Genomic DNA, 16696 nt, shown 5'->3' on the forward strand with positions numbered 1-16696 from the left:
CCTCGCAGGAGGTCCTCCGGTCAGGCGAAGGGGTAGGGGCCGAAGCGGCCCCAGGCCACCACTGCGGCCAGCACGATCAGCACCACGTTCGCGGCGATCGCGCGGGACTCCCCGCGCCGGGCGTGGGTGATCGCCGCCCCTGCCATCAGCAGGATCAGGCCGACGGCGGCCAGCGGCACGAGAACCGGGACGATGCCCAGCACGGCGGGCAGGATCAACCCGATCGCGGCCAGCACCTCGAGGGCGCCGATCGTCTTGAGCATGCCCGGGGAGAAGTCCTGCGCCCACGCCATGTTCGGCGACGCGGCGAGCTTCTCCTTCGGCTGGGCCAGCTTCATGCCGCCGGCGACCAGGAAGGCGACGGCGAGCAGGGCGGCGAGAATCCACAGAACGATGTTCATGAGCGTTCACCAATCAAAGTCAGAAACGTGGACCGAGGTGTGCTCCGGTCAGGAGTTGGCGAACGCGTCCTTGTGCGCCGTCAGCCACAGCCCGAAGGTCTGAAGCTGCGGATTCAGGGCGCGGACGGCGTCGAGATCGCGAACGGCGTTGAACTGCGGCACTTCCGCGTAGTACTGGAACATGTTCCCCATTTCGACCGCGCCAGGGAACGACTGCGCCCGGACCGCCTCGAAGGGCACCGCCACGTAGACCACCTCTTCGCCCAGGACAGCGCTGAAGCGCTCGGCCATCTGCGTTCCGGTCAGGTGCTCACCGGCGATGCTGATGGTCTGGCCGACCAGCTCGCTGCCACGCTCGAAGATGCCGTAGGCGGTCTTTCCGATGTCCTCGACCGCGATGCCGGCGAGCGGGCTGTCGCCCATGGCCAGGGCCAGCGTGAGCCGGCCGTCGGCGGCCCGAGCCGGTGCCATCGGGCCGAGGAGGTTCTCCCAGTAGAAGGTGGTGCGCAGGAAGGTGGTCGGCAGTCCGGCATCGGTGAAGAGTTGCTCGGCCTCGGCCTTGACGTCGAAGTGCGGCACCTTGTAGCTGCCCATCAGGGTTGGCATGCGCGCGTCGTTCAGTGGAATGTGCTCGCGGGTGTCGTCGAGCGTCGACCAGATCACATGGCGGAGCCCGACGGTCTTGGCCGCCCGCGCCATCGTCGCGGCGTCACTCTTCTCCCGGTCCGGGGACCCGTGCTCCCAGAAGTTGGTCACCAGGAACGCCCCGTACGCACCGTCGAAGGCCTTCGTCACGCTCGCCTCGTCGCTGATGTCGGCCTCGACCACCTCGGCCCCCAGTGCGGCCAGCTCCCGCGCCTTGTCCGAGGCCGCGTTGCGGGTCAGCGCCCGCACGGTGAACTCGCCACCACCATCAGCCAGGATCGCTCTCGCCAGCCCGCCGCCCTGGGCTCCGGTCGCGCCGACAACCGCGATCACTCTCTGCTCTGCCACGGTCTTCTCCTCTGCAGCAAGTACATGACACATCAGTTGATGTGTCATGTACAGTACGTAGGACTGCATGACGTGTCAACAGTCGGGTAGACTCGCCGCCATGGGAGAAGAGACGCCCCCGTGGCTGAGCCCCGAGGAGCAGCACGCCTGGCGCAGCTTCATCCGCCTACACCAGAAGCTCGGCGCCACACTGGTCCGCGACCTGCAGGCGCACTCCAAGCTCTCGGGCGCCGACTTCGAGATCCTCGTCGCGCTCACCGACGTCCCGGAGGGCCGGCTACGGTTCCAGGACCTGGCCAGGACGGTGGAATGGGAGCAGAGCCGCCTGTCCCACCAGATCGCCAGGATGACCAAACGGGGGCTCGTGGCGCGCGAGGAGTGCGCCGAGGACGGACGCGGAATCTTCGTCGTCCTCACCGCCGCGGGACGCGAGGTCATCGACGCCGCAGCCCCCAAGCACGTCGCCACGGTCCGGCGCCTCGTCATCGACGCCATCAGCCCGAACGAGCTGGCCACCCTCGGGCAGATCTCCAACCACATCCTCAACCGGCTGGACAACGTGTCGTCTTGAGTAGCCGCGCCTGCCGCGACCCTCCCGGCCGGCACCCGGGCCCCACTCACGCCACAGGAGGCCAGGATCGCCCGGCTCGCCGCCGAAGGCGCGTCCAATCCGGAGATCGCCGACCAGCTCTACGTCAGTCGCCGCACGGTCGAAGCACACCTGACGAAGATCTACTCCAAGCTCGGAATCAACTCCCGCACCCAGCTCGCGTACGCGATGCTCCACGACCTGGCCGGCTAGGAGCTCGCGGTCGGCGTTGCCTCACCCCCGCAGTGGGTGGCCCCGGCCACCGCGACCCATGGCAGGCCCACCCACTGCGTTTCGCGTCCTCGACAGCGTGTCCTGCCGAGCCGGTCAGGAGACCAGTTCTCGGAACTGGGGACGAGGATCCAGCGCCGCAGCCACCCGGAAATGGACCTTTGCCTCGTCGTGCCGGCTGCGCCGCTGCAAAGTCCGGCCGAGCGCGAAACGCGCGTAGGCATCCGTCGGAGCCATCTCCACCACGCGCTCGAGAGCCTCCTGAGCCCGCGCAAGCTGGGCGGAGTGGTAGTAGGCGCGCCCCAGCAGCAGCTGCCCGCCCGCGTGCGTCCGCAGCTCGTCGGCCAGCGGCTCGAGCAGCCGCAGCGCCTCGAGTGGGTCGCCGGTCTCGAGGTACAGCTCGGCGAGCCGGTAGCGCTCGGTCTCCTGCATCGCGTCCTCCTCGGGCGCTCGATCGGACAGGCTCAGCGCTCAACCGTCAGCAGGGACCAGGTATTTCGCGTCGCAAGTGGACCTTTCTCAGCTACGTCGCAGCGCGGACCGAGAGCGCGTCACGCTGTCGGGCGCCGCGGCCTACTGCTCGGAAGGGAAGCCGCGCGGCACCGGCACGGACACCGTGGGCATCTCGGCGACACGGAGTCGGGCCGACCCGTACGGCACCAGTCGCAGGCTCTGCACGGGCATCGTGAGCGACACCGGGCTCGCCGGCACCGGGCCTGCCGAGTTCTGGTGCAGCTGCCAGTCCTCGATCATCGAGCCCCGCCCGGCCACCACCACGGGCGGCGACCCGGGGGCGAACGGGACGGATGGAACCGGCGTGCGGGTGACAGACCAGCTCTCGAGCCCGTCGGGGTCCTCGACCCAGAGTCCGAAGTGCCACGCGGTGCGCGGGGTGATCTCCCACTCCCCAAGTCCCTCGTGGCCGGGCACGGGGCGCCACACTTCGCCGAGCCCGTGGACCATCACCAGCGGGCCCAGGCGCAGCCCCACGGCGCCCCCGTCGCGCGGGACGGTTCGCAACTGCATGGGCAGCACCAGCCGGAGCCGGTCGCCGTCGGTCCACACCCGGGTCACGGTGAGGAACCCGTGCTCGTTCGGGCGCACCGGCTGGGGTTCTCCGGCGACGGTCAGCGTGGCGCCGGCGCACCACTCCGGGATACGCAGGCGCAACCCGAACGCGGGTCGGCCGGGCTCGGTGTGCACGACGACCTCGACGGTCTCGTCGAAGGGGTAGCTGGTCTCGACGTCGAGGACGACCGTGCGGCCGCCGAGCTGCGCCGAGACCCGGCACGGCCCGTAGGCGACCACCGTCAGCACGTCCTCTTCCGGCCCTGCCATCCACATCGACCGCACCAGCTTCGGCCAGGCCTGGTGGAGGTTCGCGGTGCAGCACTTGCCGACCGGGCTCGGGCCGAACGTGTTGGCCTCGTCCTTGCTGAAGGTCCACTCCCGGTGCGCGAACGAGACCAGCACCTGGTTGGCCTGCTGGACGAACTGGTGGGCCAGCATCCGGGGGTCGTTCGCGGCCGCCAGCTGGTTGAATGCGACCGCCTCCAGTCGGTCGCCGTACCGGCCCTCCCCGAGGTTCCGCACCAGTTGCTCCAAGGTGAACATCAGCTCCACGACAGCGCACGTCTCCACGCCTCGCCGAGCGTCTCGCCCGGCGAGCCACTCGTCGCCGGAGAACATGCCGTGCACCTGGCCGTGCAGCCGGTCGAGGTGCTCGAACATCCGGACCACCTGGGCCGAGGCGTCGGCGGACAAGTCGACCCGCGCGGCAACCGCGGGCAGCTTGAGCGCCATCGCAATGTTCACCACGTGGGTGAGGTGCGAGAACCGGGTCATCGGACCGGCCGGCAGGTCGTCGGTCAGCGCAGTCAGCCAGTCCGCGGTCTGGGTGAGCAGGAGCCGCCCGAGGTCGAGCAGCCACTCGTCGCCGGTACGTTCGTGGAGCCAGAGCACCGAGACAACGTTCTCCGCGCCGCGAGCCTTGGCCCAGCTGGTGAGGGGACGATCGGGGAGCTCCGCGGCCTGGTAGCGGAAGTAGCTGGTCAGCAGTCCCTCGACGCGGTGGTCGCCGGTCGCGTCCGCCCACTGGGTGAGTGCCTTCAGCGCGACCATGCGCGGCCACCAGTCGTCGTTGCCGACCGGCCCGAACTGCCCGTTCGGTCGCTGGCTGGCGATGATGGACTCGACCCAGGTCCGGGCGCGTTCCTTGAGCTCCTCGTCGTCGAGGACGAAGGCCAGCGGGACCAGCCCGTCGAGGTAGTACGGGCCGTTCTCCCAAGCCTCCCCGTCGCCGCCGAGCCAGGCGCTCGAGGCACTCACGTCCTCCCAGAGCTCAGGCAGGCGGCCGGTCTGCCCGTCAGCCTGCAGCCTCAGCTGGTCGGCCAGCCACCCCGTCGGCCGCACGGCCCCCAGGGGCAGCTCACGCAACGCGGCATTCGCGACCTCGGACACGGTTCTCCTCAGTGTGTTCTCCGGGCGGCATCGTGAGCCGTCCGCCGTCGATGATCGTTCACAGGCTGCTCCCGGTCCGCGCACAGAGATTTTCCAGCCACGGACGTCAGGCTCGGCTCCGACCGCGGCGAGGGTCCGCGGCGGAATGAGGACAACCGACGATGGCACCTGCACAGACCCGTCGCCCGCGCTGGTGGCCGGCCGCCGCGCTCGCCGCGACCGGGCTGGTCCTGCTGGCCGGCTGCGGCAATGCCGCATCCGGGAGCAGCACAGGGAGCGCGAGCACGACCGCGAACGGGGGCACCGCTGCCCCGTCGAACACGCAGATGGACGCGTTCGCGAGCTGTCTCGCCGAGAACGGCGTGACGCTGCCCGAAGGGTCGGGCGATCCCCAGAGCGACCCGGCTCCCGGTGGAGCCGTCGAGGGAAGCGCACCGTCGGACGCCCCGGAACCCGGTGATGGCGACACCCCGCCGGCACCGGAGGGCGTCGACGCCGTCACGTGGGCCGCTGCACTGGAAGCATGCAGCGAGACGATGCCCAAGGGATAGCGAGCCCGCCGACAGCCCGTCGAGCGCTCGGCGGGCTGTCTGCGGGACCTGTGTCGCGGTTCGAAGCAGTTTCCGTGCACCCGTGTTCAGGCGCTGCTCGGCAGCTCTGTCTCGAGGAGATCCCCGCGTCAGCCGGTGGGCGCCGCCGCCGGGAGCAGGAGCTCCTGGCCCTCCCGAAGACCGGAGAGCACCTGGGTGTACTCGTCGCCGACGGCACCGGCGTCGAACGGCGTCGGAACCGGCTGGTTGTCCCCGCCGCGGACGTCGACGATCGTGCTCGACCCCTCGCGCCGGACGATGGCAGAGGGCACACGGAGCACGTTGTCCACGGATTCGGTGATGACGTCGGCCAGCGCGGTCTGGCCGTCACGCAGCCGCGGGTCGCTGCCCTCGCGCAGCACGATCGTGGCGTTGTACTGCACGATCCCCGACGCGGGTGTCCCCGCCGGTGCGATCGCCAGCACCGTGGCCGGCGCCCGCAGGCCCGGGACGGCGTCGACGCTGACCTCCACCTGCTGATTGACCGCGATGCGCGCGGCGTCGGACTCCTCGAACGGCACGATCAGCTGGAACGTGTCGATGTTGTTCAGCACCATGAACGCGGTGCTGCTGGAGGTCGAACTGCTTCCCGAGTCGCTCGACGCCGCAGAGGTGCTCTCGGGAATCGTCGCGCTGGTACCGGGAGCCACCGGGGTTGTGCCGGACGCCTCGCCGAGGAACTCGCCGACCTTCCCGTTGATCACCGACACGACGCCTGCGACCGGGGCGCGCAGCACCGTGTTGTCGACGTCCTGCTGAGCGACCCGGACGGCCGCCTGCGCGTTGCGCAGCTGCGCCCTCCGGACCTCGATGTCGGCGGGCCGGTCGTTCTGCGCGGCGCCGCTGTCGTTCTCCGCGGAGATGACTGTCTGCTGTTCCCGCTCGATCGCCACCTTCCCATCGGCGGCGGCCACGTCCTCCTGGTGCTTCGCCTGGTCGAGCGCGGTCTCCGACTGGAGCACCGTGCGCTTCGCGTTCTCGACGGCCGAGCGGTCGGCGTCGAGCCGGTCGCAGGCCCCGGCGGGGACGGTGCTGCGGGAGACGCCTTCCACCGTGTACGACGCGTCCTCGGTGTCATCGTCACCATCGGACGCCGGCGGCCTGCTGGTCGGTGTGCTCCCGCTGGTGGTCGGCGGCGGGCTGGTGGTGGTCGTCGACGAGCTACCGCCCGCGTCGTCGCAGGCCTCCTCGTCCCGGCGCAGCACGTCCCAGGCGCGGTCGAGCACCCTCTTGTCGAAGGCGAGCTGCTCACGCGCCCGGTTGGTGGCCGCGCGGTTCAGGTCGTTCGTCTCGTCGACCTGCTGCTTGACCGCCTCGATGATCTCCCGCGCCTGCTCGAGGGTGCGGCCGGTGGCGTTCACGCGGTTGCCACCCGTGGCGCGGTCGAGCTCGGCCTGCGCCTCGGCGAGGGTGGCCTGCTCCTGCTGGAGCGTCTGGCGGAGCGCGAAGTCGTCGACCCGCGCCAGCTCCTGCCCCGGCACGACGCGATCGCCGACGCCCACCAGCACCTGCGTGAGCTGCCCGCGCCGCGGGAAGCCGAGCGTCTGCTCGGAGATCCCGACGAGCGTCCCGGAGGCTGACACCGTCGTCTGCACCGAGCCGCGGTCCACGCGCAGCGTCGGCGGTGGCGGCGGCGCGCTGGTGCAGGCCGTGAGGGCCAGCACCGCGACCGCACCGATGGCGCACACCACCCGGGTGCGCCGACCGGTCGTTCGGGACATGGAAGCTCCTGTCTTGATCACTTCTGGACTGAGTCTGGCGCGGGTCATTGGTATCGGAGGGCCTCGATCGGTCGGAGCCGTGAGGCGCGGTGGGCCGGGTAGCCGCCCGCAACGAGGCCGATGAGCAGGCTGACCGTGAACGAGAGCACGATCGAAGCGGTATCGACTGCGGGCACCGGGAAGTCGGGGATGAACTGCGGGAGGATCGCGGCACCGGTGAGCGCGAGCCCGACACCGAGGGCGATCCCCATCAGCCCGCCCAGGCCGGACAGGAACACCGACTCGAGCAGGAACTGCAGCAGGATCACCCGCGGCCGGGCGCCGATCGCCTTGCGGATCCCGATCTCCCGGGTCCGCTCGGTGACCGTCACCAGCATGATGTTCGCGACGCCGATGCTGCCCACGATCAGCGAGATCCCCGCAACGGCCGCGGTGAACAGCGTCAGGTACGACAGGAACTGCGTCGCGTCCTGGATCTGCTGCTGCAGCGCCAGCACGTTGAAGTCGCGCTTGGCGGTGTCGCGGATGTTGTGGCGGTCGGACAGGATCGTCGTGATCTGGTTCGACGCCGCGGTCACCGTCTCCGCCGAACGGGCCCGCACGATGATGGTGTCCAGCGCCTCGCCGCCGCCGGTGAGGTAGCTGCGGGCGGCGCCGAGCGGCATGATCGCGACGTCGTCCTCTTGCCCGGTGCTCTCGAGCGTGCCGATCACCCGGAACACCGCCCGGCCGATCCGGACCTCCTGGCCGAGCGCGGCAGCCGGGCTACCGCCGTACAGCTCGTTGACCGCGTTCGAGCCGAGCAGGACCACCTTGGCGTTGGTGCGGGCCTCCTGCTCGTCGAACCCGCGCCCCGCCGCCACCACTCGATCGGTGATCGTCAGGTAGTCGGCCGTCGATCCGGTGACCGACGTGCGGTACTGCTCCCCGTTCCCCTGCAGCAGCGCAGTCCCGCTCACGGTCGGGGTCACCGATGCGATGTCCGGAGCGCGCGACCGGTTGGTCAACGCCGCCATGTCGTTCTCGGTGAGGTCACGGGCCTGGCCCCCACCAGGCACCGCACCCACGCTCTGGGTCACGGTGATCTGGGTGTTGAGCGAGCCGAACTGGTCGTTGAACCCTGCCTGGATCCCGTTGCCGATCGCGGTGAGCAGGATGACCGCCGAGACGCCGATGATGATGCCGAGCGTGGTGAGCGCGGAGCGCAGCTTGTTGGCCCGCAGGCCGCGCAGCGCGATGCTCGTGACCTCCCAGATCACGCCGCGGCCAGTTGCTGCTGCCGTACGTCACGGACGATGTGGCCGTCGCGCAGCTCGATCACGCGCTTGGCGAACTCGGCGACCTCCGGCTCGTGCGTGATCAGCACGACGGTGCGGCCTGCGTCGTTCAGCTCGACCAGCAGCCGCATGATCTCGACCGTCGAGGTGGTGTCCAGGTTCCCGGTGGGCTCGTCGGCGAGGATGATCGCCGGGTTGGTGACCAGCGCCCTGGCCACCGCGACGCGCTGCTGCTGCCCACCGGAGAGCTCGTTGGGCATGTGCTCTGCCCGCTCGTCCAGACCCACCCGCTCGAGCGCGGCCCGCGCCCGTTCCCTGCGGACGTGCACACCGGCGTAGACCAGCGGCAGCTCGACGTTCCGCAGAGCGGACGTCCGCGAGATCAGGTTGAACGACTGGAAAACGAACCCGATCCGCGTGTTGCGGATGGCCGCGAGCTTGTTGTCCCGCAGCTTGCTGACGTCGATCCCGTCGAGGGTGTAGCGGCCGGTGCTCGGCACGTCAAGGCAGCCGAGGATGTTCATCATCGTGCTCTTGCCCGACCCGGACGCCCCCATGATCGCGACGAAGTCGCCCTCCTCGATCAGGAGATCCACCGGGCCGAGCGCCCGGACCTTCACCTCGCCGTTGCCGTAGATCTTCGTGACGCCATCGAACTCGATCATCTTCCCCCCAGGTGGTTGATCCCGTCGTGGACACCTGAGACGCGCACCGCGCCGGTTGGGGCGTGTGGATGGTGTCGTTGAAGGATCCCGATCACCCGGGTGACAGTGCCCGGGTTCCATGAGAACCTGATGAAGATCTGCCGGAGTTTCGTTAATAGCCCGGCGCCGCAGCGCCCACGGCGGATTTTGTGGCTGTGCGCCGACAGGCGCCGGACGTCATCCGTTCGTATGGCCGGGCCACAAGACCCCGCATCTTCATCGGTTTCTCATCTTCACCCGGCAAGCTGTGCAGGCCGAATTCGAGAGGCGAGGAGACAGATGCATCTGGTCGTGGTCGACGACGAGGAAGCGGTGCGGGACTCGCTGTCGCGGACCCTGCGCTTCGAGGGCTACACCGTCGCCCTGGCCGCGGACGGCGCGGCCGGCCTCGAGGTGATCCGCGCCGAGAAGCCGGACGCGGTCGTGCTCGACATCATGATGCCGGTGCTCAACGGCTTGGACACGTGCCGCGTCCTCCGTTCCGAGGGCAACTTCGTCCCCATCCTCATGCTCACCGCGCGCGGTGGTGTGTCCGACCGGGTCACCGGGCTCGACGCCGGCGCCGATGACTACCTCGTCAAGCCGTTCGCGTTGAACGAGCTGCTGGCCCGCGTCCGCGCGCTGCTGCGGCGGGTCGAGTACACCGCACCACCGCAGCCCGCGGGCGGCTCCGCCCTGACGTTCGCCGATCTCGTTCTCGAACCCGAGACCCGGGAAGTCCGCCGCGGCGATCGGCCCATCCGCCTGACCCGCACGGAGTTCGCGATGCTGGAGATGTTCTTGCGGAACCCCCGGATCGTGCTCACCCGCGCCGCGATGTTCGAACAGGTCTGGGGCTACGACTTCGGTACCTCGTCGAACGGGCTGGACGTTTATGTCAGCTACCTGCGCCGCAAGCTCGAGGAACTCGGCGAGCCTCGGCTTCTGCACACCGTGCGGGGCGTCGGGTACGTGCTCAGGGACGATCCACTGTGAGACCGCGCGTGCCGTGGCGCGAGAGGTCGCTGCGCACCCGGCTCACCGTTCTCGTGGCGGGCGCCATGGCGGCAGCTGTCGTCGTGATGTGGCTGTCCACCTGGCTGCTGCTCAGGGCGAACCTGTACATCGAGTTCGACGCACAATTGCAGACCTACGCCCAGGTCGCAGCGAAGTTGGAGTCTCCGACCGAGGCACTGTCGACACTGCGAACGGTGGAGCGGCCAGGGCTGGATACCGGGGCCGAGAACGACGACATGCTCGTCGTGCAGTTCCTGAACCCCGACGGGACCAGCGCGGGGGCCGCCGGGCCGGCCGCAGCTGTCCCAGTGGGACCCGCCAGTCGCCAGGTTGCCTCGGGCGCGGTCCCCGCGGCATCGGAGGTGGAGACGATCGCCGGTGCCCGGTACCGCATCTGGACCGTGGCCCGGCCGGGCGGCGGCGCCGTCCAGGTTGCCCGCAACTCGGCGGAGCTGGAACGCCGACCGGACGTGCTCGGGTTCTGGCTGGCGGTCGCCGGACTGATCGGCGTTCTCGGCGCCGCGCTGGCCGGCCGCGCGATCGCCAGATCCGCGTTGCGCCCGGTCGGCGAGCTCACCGTTGCGGCGGAGGAGATCGCTCGCACGCAGGAGCTCTCGACCGGTATCACCGTCACGGGCAAGGACGAGCTGGCCCGGCTGGCCGAGGCGTTCAACGCGATGCTCGCAGCACTCAAGGACTCCCGCGACGAGCAGCGACGGTTGGTCCAAGACGCCGGCCACGAGCTGCGTACGCCCCTGACCAGCCTGCGCAACAACATCGAACTGCTCATCCACGCCGACGGTCAGCGTCGCGCGTTGCCGACCGAGGACCGCGCCCGGTTGCTAGCCGACCTCGGCATCCAGTCCGCCGAGTTGACCACCTTGATGCAAGAGCTCGTCGACCTGTCCACCGGGGAGCACGAACCCGAGCCGGTTGAACTGGTCGACCTGGCGGACGTGCTCGACGCAACCGTCGAACGGGTCCGGGCCCGGTCACCACAGATCCGGTTCGACATCGAGTTGGCCTCCGCTGTGGTGAACGGCCGGGCAGCCGCCCTGGAGCGCGCGGTGCTCAACGTGCTCGACAACGCCGCGAAGTGGAGCCCGCCGGGCGGCGTTGTCACGGCCCGGGTCATCCGCGACGCCGAGAGCGTCCCGCCGCGAGCCCGGATCGTGGTGTCCGACCAGGGGCCGGGGATCGCGGCGGTGGACCTTCCCCACGTGTTCGAGCGGTTCTACCGCGCCGCGACCGCCCGTTCCCGTCCCGGCTCCGGGCTCGGCCTCGCCATCGTGGAGCAGGTCGTCACGCAACACGGCGGGACCGTGCACGCCGCCCGCGACGTGGCTTCAGGGGCGCGCTTCGAGCTTGCCTTCCCGTTGGCGGCGCCGGGTCAATAGCCAAGCTCCGGCACCCCCTACTCGACATTGCTCCTGCTCCGTTTCCGGTCGCGTACCCGGACCGCGACGAACAGCACGATCGCCAGTGCCACCGCGGCGATGACGACCGTCTGGAAGACGCCCGCGTACCCATCGACGACCTGCCAGTTGGCGCCCAACAGGTATCCGGCCACGACGAAGACCGAGTTCCAGATCAGGCTGCCCAACGTGGTCAGCCACAGGAACTGCCACATCGGCATTCGTTCGACGCCCGCCGGCAACGAGATGAGGCTGCGGAACAGCGGCACCATCCGGCCGAAGAACACCGCCTTCGTGCCATGTCTGAGGAACCACTGCTCGGTGCGGTCGAAGTCGGACGGTTTCATCAGCGGCGCACGGATGATCAGTGCGCGTACCCGGTCGCGGCCGAGCCACGCGCCGAGCCAATAAGTGAGAACGGCGCCCACCACGGAGCCGAGGGTCGTCCAGAACAGGGCCATGAACAGGCTCATCGTGCCCTGGCTCGCGGAGAAGCCGACCAGTGGCAGCACGAGTTCGCTCGGCATCGGCGGGAAGATATTGTCGATTCCGAGGAGCAAGGCCGCGCCCGGCCCGCCCAGCTCATCCATGAGGTCCACCACCAATCCGGCGAGACCTTCTGGCTGGCCGGCGGCTGCTACGTTCATCTTCTGACTCCTTCGGGTGGTTGTGGGGTTTTCTCCGCTCCCGGAGGGGAGTCTCGCCGGAACTCGCGGAATGTCATCCACAGTACGGATGCGACCGCGACCGCCATGAGCGCAGCGAGGATCCGGAACTCCAGAGTGGGCGCGAACATCTGGTCCATGATGGACCCGGACGCTGGGTATCCGTCGGGTGCGGGAAGGCCGGTATCGCCGGGAGGAGACTGGCCGTCGATCGTCACTCCTGGCGGGTCTCCGGAAGGCATCGGACCCCCTGATGAGAACAGCACTTTGAGATAGGCGAGGAACGAGGCCACCTGCACGAGAACGGGTACGTACCAGAGGCGGCGAGGCAGGTAGAACGCGGCGATCACCGTGAGTACCTCGGCCAGGTAGAAGTAGCGCTCGTGCATCGACGGCAGGAGAAATGGCACCAGGACGGCCGAGGTCGCTCCCAGCAGAACGACCTTCGTCGTCGTCAGGTGCACTCGGCTGAGCAGTACGCCGAAGCACAGCCCGAGAATCACCAGCCCGGTCACCGCGACACCGATGGGCCGGATCACCGCCGCGTCGGCGCTCGCCGGGAGGAACTGGTAGATCGACGGCGCGTTCAGGGACAGCTGCGGATACGAGTTCGTCTGCTCCACATAGACCGACAGCAACTGGGCCAAGGGCGCTCCGGCCAGCAGCGCCGGCACGGCCAGCAGCAGGACGACTCCCGGGACGGCCAGCAGTAGCCGCCACGGTATCCACTTCTTCAGCACCAGCACGAGGAGCAGCGGGAACAGGAAGACCGCCTGCAACTTGAAGGCCAGTGACAGGCCGAAGAAGACGCAGGCGAGCCACGGCCGCCTGCGAAGGAGGAAGTACACGCCGCCGAGGCCGAACGCGGCATAGATGGAGTCGGCCTGCCCCCACAGCCCGCTGTTGGTCGCCACGGTGGGGAGGAACAACACGATGAGGGCGGCCAGTGACGGTACCCAGCGGCCGATGTGGCGCAGCGCGACGATGCGGTAGGTGAAGTACGCCAGTACCAGGTCGAACACCAGCGAGATGATCTTGATCCCGGCGAGTGCGGGTATCGGCAGATAGGTCAACAAGGTGATCAGGTACAGATAAGGGACGTTGTAGTCCGAAAAGTCGTACTTGAGAGCGCCGAATCCACCATGCGTGGAAATGAACTCGTACCAGTCTTTGATGAAGAACTGGTAGTCGGAGGACTCGTGGTCGAACATGGCAACCCTGGCCACGACCGCAGCCACGACCGCTGCCGCCACCAGTCCCACTCGGCGGAATTTTTGCTTCCGGTTCTCGTCGATGTCGACGGATTCCGATGCTGTGTACACGCCGCGACCGTAGATCGCGTTTGTGAGAGTTACCTGGAAGCTGTGTGAGTAAACCGTGGACATCGCGACTCCCAGGATCCTTTGAGGTTCCCTTCAGGCTGCTCGCGGTTGCGCCCGGCATACCTGGAGTCATGACTGAAACCCTGGCTCCGGGCATCGCGCCGGACCTGACCGGTGCGATCAAGGTCGCCACGGTCGACGTCGTGATCCCGGTGTACAACGAGGAACGCGCGCTGCGCGGCTGCGTGGACGTGCTGAAGTCCTACTTGGACGGACAGTTCCCGTTCGAGTGGACCATCACCATCGTCGACAACGCCAGCACCGACGCCACCCTGGCGATCGCCGGCGAGCTGGCCGAGGCGGCGGATCAGGTCCGGGTGCTGCATCTCGACGAGAAGGGCCGTGGGCGTGCCCTTCGCACCGCGTGGCAGTGGAGTGACGCCGACGTGGTGGCCTACATGGACGTCGACCTGTCGACCGGACTGGATGCGTTGCTGCCCCTGGTGGCGCCGTTGGTCAACGGCCATTCGGACGTCTCGATCGGTTCGCGACTGGCGCCGGGCGCGCGGACAATACGCGGCCCGAAGCGTGAGTTCATCTCCCGCTGCTACAACGCGATCATCCGGCTCAGCCATGGCGCGACGTTCTCCGACGCCCAGTGCGGGTTCAAGGCCGCGCGCACGGACGTGATCCGTCCGCTGCTCGGCCACATCGAGGACGACAACTGGTTCTTCGACACCGAGCTGCTGCTGCTGGCCGAGCACAACGGGCTGCGGGTGCACGAGGTGCCGGTCGACTGGGTCGAGGACATCGACACCCGGGTCAGGATCGGAGCGACCGCGCTCGAGGACATCCGCGGTCTGGTCCGGGTGGCGAGGGCGAAAGCCGTCGGCACGGCGAGAGTCGCTGACCTGCCGAGACGTCCGGAACCCCAGTCGGTCCACCCGGACGCGGTGGTGGCCAGACGGGACACGGGCGTGGTCTGGCAACTGTTGTCGTTCGGCGTGATCGGCGTCTTGTCCACAGTGGCCACTCTGCTGCTCTTCGCGTTCTTCCGGCCGTCGATGCACCCGTTGGTGGCCAACCTGCTGGCGCTCGTGATCACCACGATGCTCAACACCGAGGCCAACCGGCGGTTCACGTTCCTCGGATCCCGTGGCAGGTCCGGCCGGGTGCATCTGCAGGGTCTCATCGTCTTCGGCCTCTACTACGCGTTCACGTCGTCCGCGCTGCTGGTCCTGCACTGGGCGGTGGCCGAACCTTCGCGGCTGCTCGAACTGGTCGTGCTGCTCGGCGCGTCCCTGCTCGGCACGGCAGGCCGGTTCGTCCTGCTGCGCAGCTGGGTCTTCAACCAGGGAAAGGGAGCCAAGTGACCGCCGCCGAGACCGGCCGCGCGGAGCGGACACCGAACCCCGAACCGGCACGGCACCGTCCCCGCCCCTGGCAGCGATACGCCCTCGTCGCGATCCTCGTGCTGGCGACGGCGCTGTACGGCTCGGTGTTGTGGACCGACAGCTGGGGCAACACGTACTACACGGCCGCGGTCAAGTCGATGTCGTCGAACTTCATGAACTTCCTGTTCGGGTCGTTCGACCCGGCCGGTGTGGTCACGGTGGACAAGCCGCCGTTGGCGTTGTGGCCGCAGGTGATCTCGGTGCAGATCTTCGGCTTCCACAACTGGTCCGTGCTGCTGCCGCAGGTGGTCGAAGGCGTGGCGGCGATCTTCCTGCTGCACCGGACGGTCCGGATGTGGGCTGGGGAGAACGCCGCGCTGATCGCCGCGTTGGTCGTCGCGCTCACGCCGATCACCGTGATGATCACCCGCACGAACAACACCGACACCATGCTCGTCCTCACGCTCGTCGCGGCGGCCTACGCCTTCACTCGCGCGATCACAGCGCTGGAACCAGGCACGAGGACGAAGTGGCTGCTGTTCACGGCGTTCCTGATCGGTTGCGGCTTCCTGGCGAAGATGGCGGCCGCGTACGTCGTCGTTCCTGCCTTCTTCGCCGCGTACCTGGCCGCCGGCCAGGCACCCTGGCGCCGTCAGGTGCTCGACCTGGCCGGTGCGGCCGGCGTGCTGCTGGCGAGTTCACTGTGGTGGGTCGCTGCGGTCGACCTGTGGCCCAGCCAGAAGCCGTACATCGGCGGCAGCACCGACGGCACGGCCATGGACCTGGTGCTGGGCTACAACGGGCTCGGCCGCGTGTTCGGCGGTGGAGCGAACAGCGGGGAGGTGGCCGGTACGCCCCCACAGGGCGGGGGTGGTCCCGGCGGTCCCGGCGGTCCCGGCGGCGGCCCGAGTTTCGGCGGCGAGTCCGGTGCCGATCGGATGTTCAACGAGGCGGTCGGCGGGCAGATCAGCTGGCTGCTGCCGTTGGCGCTGATCGCGCTGGTGGTGGCGGCGGTGCTCGGCTTCCGGCGGTGGCGCCGGTCCGCCCCGGCGGACACCGCCAACCGCGCTGGCTGGGTGCTGTGGGGCAGCTGGCTCGTGGTGTTCGCCCTGGTGTTCAGCTACCAGAACGGCGTCTTCCACCCGTACTACACCACCGTCATGGCACCCGCGATCGGAGCGATCATCGGTGCGGGGACGGTGTGGGCGTTCCGGAGGTACCGAGAGTCCTGGGGACCGGGCCGGTTCGTGCTGCCCGCCTGCGTCGCGGTGGCCGCGGCGTGGGCGTGGGTGCTCATCTCCCGCGACACCTCGTGGCACGGCTGGCTGCGGTACGCGGTGGTGATCGTCGCGCTGGTCGCGATCCTGGCACTGGTGCTGCGCACGATCCCGAGGGTGGGGTTCGGGCTGGCGCTCGTCGCGGTGCTGCTGGCACCTGCCGTGTGGTCGGGTGCCGGTGCGGTCTCCACCACAGCCATCGCGAGCCTGCCGGCCGCGGGGCCGGGGGACGAGGACATGGGCTCCATTCCGGGTGGCTGGGACAGGGGGGAACTCACCGCGGACCAACGCAAGATCCTGGACTACGCCAAGTCGCATTCGGCCGGAGCCGAGATCACGCTGGCGGTCGAGGGCGGCGCCCAGGCCTCGGGGGTGTACATCGTCGCCACCGACGAGACCGTCATCGGAATGGGCGGGTTCGACGGCAAGGTCCCGGCACCCTCGACGGAACAGCTGTCCACCTGGGTGCGTGCGGGCGAGCTGCGGTTCGTGCTCACCGGCGCCGGGATGATGGACGACAACACGGTCATCGAGCGGTCCACGTGGATCGAGCAGAACTGCAAGCCCGTCCTCACCGCGGGCGGCGAGGGAGAGACGAGCGGGACGCTGCACGAGTGCACGGTCGGATGACTCACAACGCGTTGTCAGGAAGTTCCCAGGT

At 69.0% G+C, this 16696-nt stretch carries 16 protein-coding genes; 7 read left to right on the top strand and 9 right to left on the bottom strand.

The features are described 5' to 3' along the window. Positions 1–20: 20 nt before the first annotated feature. Entirely contained in the window at positions 21–401 is a 381-nt protein-coding gene (locus K1T35_RS35790) for a DoxX family protein (protein ID WP_220256156.1), read from the bottom strand. A 48-nt stretch (positions 402–449) separates the two neighbouring features. Beyond that, positions 450–1442: an NmrA/HSCARG family protein gene (locus K1T35_RS35795; RefSeq protein ID WP_255621092.1), complete on the bottom strand. Its 993-nt coding sequence runs from the start codon at positions 1440–1442 to the stop codon at positions 450–452. Positions 1443–1494: 52 nt separating this feature from the next. Here K1T35_RS35795 and K1T35_RS35800 point away from each other — a divergent pair, with 52 nt between their 5' ends. Next, a complete protein-coding gene (locus tag K1T35_RS35800; RefSeq protein ID WP_220256157.1) occupies positions 1495–1965 on the top strand; it encodes a MarR family winged helix-turn-helix transcriptional regulator in 471 nt (156 codons plus the stop codon). A gap of 66 nt (positions 1966–2031) precedes the next feature. Then, positions 2032–2196, top strand: a complete 165-nt coding sequence (locus K1T35_RS49920; protein WP_220263055.1) for a helix-turn-helix transcriptional regulator — start codon at positions 2032–2034, stop codon at positions 2194–2196. Positions 2197–2310: 114 nt separating this feature from the next. On the opposite strand, the gene K1T35_RS35810 is transcribed toward K1T35_RS49920, so the two are convergent. Then, complete coding sequence (locus tag K1T35_RS35810; protein WP_220256158.1) at positions 2311–2646, bottom strand: tetratricopeptide repeat protein; 336 nt, start codon at positions 2644–2646, stop codon at positions 2311–2313. A gap of 141 nt (positions 2647–2787) precedes the next feature. Further along, a complete protein-coding gene (locus K1T35_RS35815) occupies positions 2788–4674 on the bottom strand; it encodes a beta-L-arabinofuranosidase domain-containing protein (protein WP_220256159.1) in 1887 nt (628 codons plus the stop codon). A gap of 161 nt (positions 4675–4835) precedes the next feature. Between K1T35_RS35815 and K1T35_RS35820 the strand changes: the two genes are divergently transcribed. Then, complete coding sequence (locus K1T35_RS35820) at positions 4836–5225, top strand: hypothetical protein (RefSeq protein ID WP_220256160.1); 390 nt, start codon at positions 4836–4838, stop codon at positions 5223–5225. A gap of 128 nt (positions 5226–5353) precedes the next feature. On the opposite strand, the gene K1T35_RS35825 is transcribed toward K1T35_RS35820, so the two are convergent. From K1T35_RS35825 to K1T35_RS35835, 3 genes are read right to left on the bottom strand one after another with little or no spacing between them, the layout of a single operon-like run. Continuing rightward, positions 5354–6985: a hypothetical protein gene (locus tag K1T35_RS35825; RefSeq protein WP_220256161.1), complete on the bottom strand. Its 1632-nt coding sequence runs from the start codon at positions 6983–6985 to the stop codon at positions 5354–5356. 44 nt (positions 6986–7029) lie between these two features. Then, on the bottom strand, positions 7030–8244 hold the full coding sequence (locus K1T35_RS35830; RefSeq protein WP_220256162.1) for an ABC transporter permease: 1215 nt from the start codon (positions 8242–8244) through the stop codon (positions 7030–7032). After that, positions 8241–8927 carry an ABC transporter ATP-binding protein gene (locus K1T35_RS35835; protein ID WP_220256163.1) on the bottom strand — a complete coding sequence of 229 codons (687 nt, stop codon included), beginning with the start codon at positions 8925–8927 and terminating at the stop codon, positions 8241–8243. The genes K1T35_RS35830 and K1T35_RS35835 overlap by 4 nt, the downstream gene beginning before the upstream one ends. A gap of 318 nt (positions 8928–9245) precedes the next feature. Here K1T35_RS35835 and K1T35_RS35840 point away from each other — a divergent pair, with 318 nt between their 5' ends. Both K1T35_RS35840 and K1T35_RS35845 read left to right on the top strand, forming a co-directional pair. Next, positions 9246–9941 (top strand): response regulator transcription factor, encoded by a 696-nt coding sequence (locus K1T35_RS35840; protein WP_220256164.1) that lies wholly within the window; start codon positions 9246–9248, stop codon positions 9939–9941. After that, positions 9938–11359 (top strand): HAMP domain-containing sensor histidine kinase, encoded by a 1422-nt coding sequence (locus tag K1T35_RS35845; RefSeq protein WP_255621093.1) that lies wholly within the window; start codon positions 9938–9940, stop codon positions 11357–11359. The genes K1T35_RS35840 and K1T35_RS35845 overlap by 4 nt, the downstream gene beginning before the upstream one ends. Positions 11360–11376: 17 nt before the next feature. On the opposite strand, the gene K1T35_RS35850 is transcribed toward K1T35_RS35845, so the two are convergent. Then, positions 11377–12024: a DedA family protein gene (locus tag K1T35_RS35850; RefSeq protein ID WP_220256165.1), complete on the bottom strand. Its 648-nt coding sequence runs from the start codon at positions 12022–12024 to the stop codon at positions 11377–11379. Beyond that, entirely contained in the window at positions 12021–13364 is a 1344-nt protein-coding gene (locus K1T35_RS35855) for a hypothetical protein (protein WP_220256166.1), read from the bottom strand. Before K1T35_RS35855 ends, K1T35_RS35850 begins: the two co-directional genes overlap by 4 nt. Before the next feature lie 131 nt (positions 13365–13495). On the opposite strand from K1T35_RS35855, the gene K1T35_RS35860 reads away from it, so the two are divergent. Next, the gene (locus K1T35_RS35860; RefSeq protein WP_220256167.1) at positions 13496–14737 is read left to right on the top strand and encodes a bifunctional glycosyltransferase family 2/GtrA family protein; all 1242 of its coding nucleotides are present in this window, start codon (positions 13496–13498) and stop codon (positions 14735–14737) included. Beyond that, complete coding sequence (locus tag K1T35_RS35865) at positions 14734–16665, top strand: glycosyltransferase family 39 protein (protein WP_220256168.1); 1932 nt, start codon at positions 14734–14736, stop codon at positions 16663–16665. Before K1T35_RS35860 ends, K1T35_RS35865 begins: the two co-directional genes overlap by 4 nt. Positions 16666–16696 lie beyond the last annotated feature (31 nt).

The organism is Pseudonocardia sp. DSM 110487, assembly GCF_019468565.1.
Lineage (GTDB): Bacteria > Actinomycetota > Actinomycetes > Mycobacteriales > Pseudonocardiaceae > Pseudonocardia.